Raw genomic sequence first — 2,811 nt, 5'->3', positions numbered from 1 at the left:
TTCGCGGCGCTGGTGGGGGTGCCGTTCATCGCGGTGATGCCGTCGTCGACCAGCGCAACCAAGATCGCGCTGATCGAATCACAAGGCGGCCGTTGCCATTTCGTGGCGGAGTCGTCGCAGATGTACGCCGAGGCCGAGCGGCTCGCGAAGGAGACCGGCGGGCACTACCTCGACCAGTTCACCAACGCCGAACGCGCCACCGACTGGCGCGGCAACAACAACATCGCCGAATCGATCTTCGACCAGATGCACGACGAGGAGTTCCCGATTCCCCAGTGGATCGTCGTCGGCGCGGGCACCGGAGGCACCAGCGCGACGATCGGTCGATACCTGCGCTACCGGCGTTACGACACCCGACTATGCGTGGTGGACCCGGAGAACTCGGCGTTCTTCCCCTCGTACGCGCAGGGCCGACGGGACGTGACCGGACGGTCGTCGCGGATCGAGGGCATCGGCAGGCCGAGAGTGGAACCGTCGTTCCTCCCGGACGTCATCGACCGGATGGTGAGCGTGCCAGACGCCAGCTCGGTGGCGGCGGCGCACCACGTCAGCGCAGTCCTCGGCCGCAAGGTCGGACCGTCGACCGGCTCCAATCTGTGGGGAGCATTTGGTCTGTTGGCCGAAATGATCGCCGAGAGGCGCAGTGGGTCGGTGGTGACCCTGCTAGCCGACAGTGGCGACCGCTACAGCGACACCTACTTCGACGCGGGGTGGCTCACAAGCCACGGGCTGGATCCGTCGGAATCGACTGCGGCGCTCCACGAGTTCGAGCGCTCGGGCCGCTGGGCCTGACCCCGGCTGAAGCGATCGGACGTCAGGAACAGCCACAAGGCGGCGATGGCGAACAATCCAAAGTAGATTGTGGCTCCCAACCCGGTCATGTGAATGCCTCTCCTCGGTGAATCTCGATCGAACGCGCTGGTTACAACGAACTTGTCGGTTACAACGCCACCGACGGCCACTTCCATTCCTGTGCGCCGATGTATGTCCCTGGTCTACCCAGACGGCGCTGCACCAATCGCGATCGCGGTCACTGCCGAGCGCCCGTAACCCCGGGCCGGGCGTCTGGCTTCGCATTTGGCTTCGCACTGTCCCGGTGCGATACGCTGGCGGGGCTTCACGCGGGGTATGGCGCAGCTTGGTAGCGCGCTTCGTTCGGGACGAAGAGGTCGTGGGTTCGAATCCCGCTACCCCGACCGCGTTGAGACGAAAGAAGGCTCCGACCACACCGGTCGGAGCCTTTCTTGATCGCGCTTCAGGAAGCAGCCGAGCGGAGTTTCGCCAGGAGCGGTCCGGCGGCTTCCACCAAGAATCGATCCTGCCCCTCGTCGCCGACCTGGACCAGCGCGATGTCGGTGAACCCCGCCTTCCAGTACTCACTGACGGAATCGACGATGGCATCCAGGTCAGGACCGCACGGAATGGACGACGCGACGTCTTCCTTGCGGACGAACTGGGTGGCTCCCGCGAAGCCTGCCGTCGTCGGCAGGTCGGCGTTGACGGACCAGCCACCAGCGAACCACCGGAACTGCTCGTGGGCACGCTCGACTGCGGCGTCCTCGTCGGTGTCCCAGCAGATCGGGATCTGTCCGATGACCCGCGAGTCGCCGGGCAGACCGGTGCCCTTGCGCGCCGCGTGCCAACCGTCGACCAGGGCCTTGTCGGGCTCGACGGCGATGAGGTGATCGACCAGTGGCGAGAAGGTCTGCACCGAACGTTCCCCCGACACCGCCGCGGCGATGGCGACGGGCACCTCGGGCAGGTCCCACAGTCGTGCGGAGTCGACCTCGAAATAGTCCCCCTTCCAGTCCACCACCTCGCCGGTGAACAGTTCCCGGATGATCTGGACGGCCTCGCGCAGCATTTCCTGGCGTCGCGCCACCGTCGGCCATCCCTGACCGACGACGTGCTCGTTGAGGTTCTCGCCGCTGCCGACACCGAGGGTGAACCTGCCGTCGGCGAGGATCTGCAGGGTGGCGGCCTGTTGTGCCACGACCGCCGGGTGATATCGGATGGTCGGGCAAGTCACGTAGGTGAAGAGCTCGACGCGCTCCGTCGCGTATGCCACCGCTCCGAGCATCGTCCAGGCGTTCGGTGCGTGCCCCTGCGCGGACAGCCACGGCGAGTAGTGGTCGCTGCTCACCTCGAAGTCGAAACCAACATGCTCGGCCGAAACCGCATATTCGACAAGCTCTTTCGGGCCGCTCTGCTCAGTCATCAAGGTGTAGCCAAAACGCGTCATGGCAAACGGGTACCCGCAGCCTCTTGGCGGAAACCCAGGTTAGAGCCTGTCCTTCACGGCGGCCGAGATGCGGGGTCCGTCGGCCTTGCCCTCGGCAATGGCCACCGCGGCCTTCATCACCTGGCCCATCTGCTTCATCCCCGGACCGTGGCCGATCTCCTCGGCGACCTGTGCGATGGCGGTGTTGACGACGTTCGCGAGCTCGTCGTCGTTCAACTGGGTGGGCAGGTAGTCGTCGATGACGCTGGCCTCGGCACGTTCGTTGGCGGCGAGCTCGCCGCGGCCGTTCGACACGTAGATCTCCGCGGCCTCACCGCGCTTGCGCGACTCCCGCGCCAGCACCTTGAGTACATCGTCGTCGGACAGTTCGCGCGCCTGCTTGCCCGACACCTCCTCGGCCTGAATCGCCGCGATCACCATCCTCAGAGTCGCGGTGGTCAACTTGTCCCTGGCCTTCATTGCCACCGTGAGATCGGCCCGCAGCCGCTCCTTGAGTTCCGCCATGGCGTAGACGGTACGCCCGAGACCGCCCTCGTCGGCGCCGCTCCGCCAACACCGGACGACCTCCG

3 protein-coding genes and 1 tRNA gene are annotated in these 2,811 nt (G+C 66.0%); 2 read left to right on the top strand and 2 right to left on the bottom strand.

Going from position 1 to position 2,811, the window contains the following annotated elements; all coding sequences use genetic code 11:
• Together QOI01_RS13360 and QOI01_RS13355 are read left to right on the top strand one after the other, a co-directional pair.
• On the top strand, positions 1-792 hold a 792-nt coding region (locus QOI01_RS13360; protein WP_526381629.1), incomplete at its 5' end, for a PLP-dependent cysteine synthase family protein.
• A 330-nt stretch (positions 793-1,122) separates the two neighbouring features.
• Positions 1,123-1,196, top strand: a tRNA-Pro gene (locus QOI01_RS13355).
• A gap of 59 nt (positions 1,197-1,255) precedes the next feature.
• On the opposite strand, the gene QOI01_RS13350 is transcribed toward QOI01_RS13355, so the two are convergent.
• Together QOI01_RS13350 and QOI01_RS13345 are read right to left on the bottom strand one after the other, a co-directional pair.
• Entirely contained in the window at positions 1,256-2,242 is a 987-nt protein-coding gene (locus QOI01_RS13350) for an LLM class F420-dependent oxidoreductase (RefSeq protein WP_526381627.1), read from the bottom strand.
• A gap of 39 nt (positions 2,243-2,281) precedes the next feature.
• Positions 2,282-2,746, bottom strand: coding sequence for a GatB/YqeY domain-containing protein (locus QOI01_RS13345; RefSeq protein WP_526381631.1), 465 nt, complete (start codon positions 2,744-2,746; stop codon positions 2,282-2,284).
• Positions 2,747-2,811: the final 65 nt, after the last annotated feature.

Origin of the sequence: Mycobacterium sp., from assembly GCF_032162605.1 — a bacterium.
GTDB lineage: Bacteria > Actinomycetota > Actinomycetes > Mycobacteriales > Mycobacteriaceae > Mycobacterium.
This window is presented reverse-complemented; position numbering and strand designations above follow the sequence as displayed.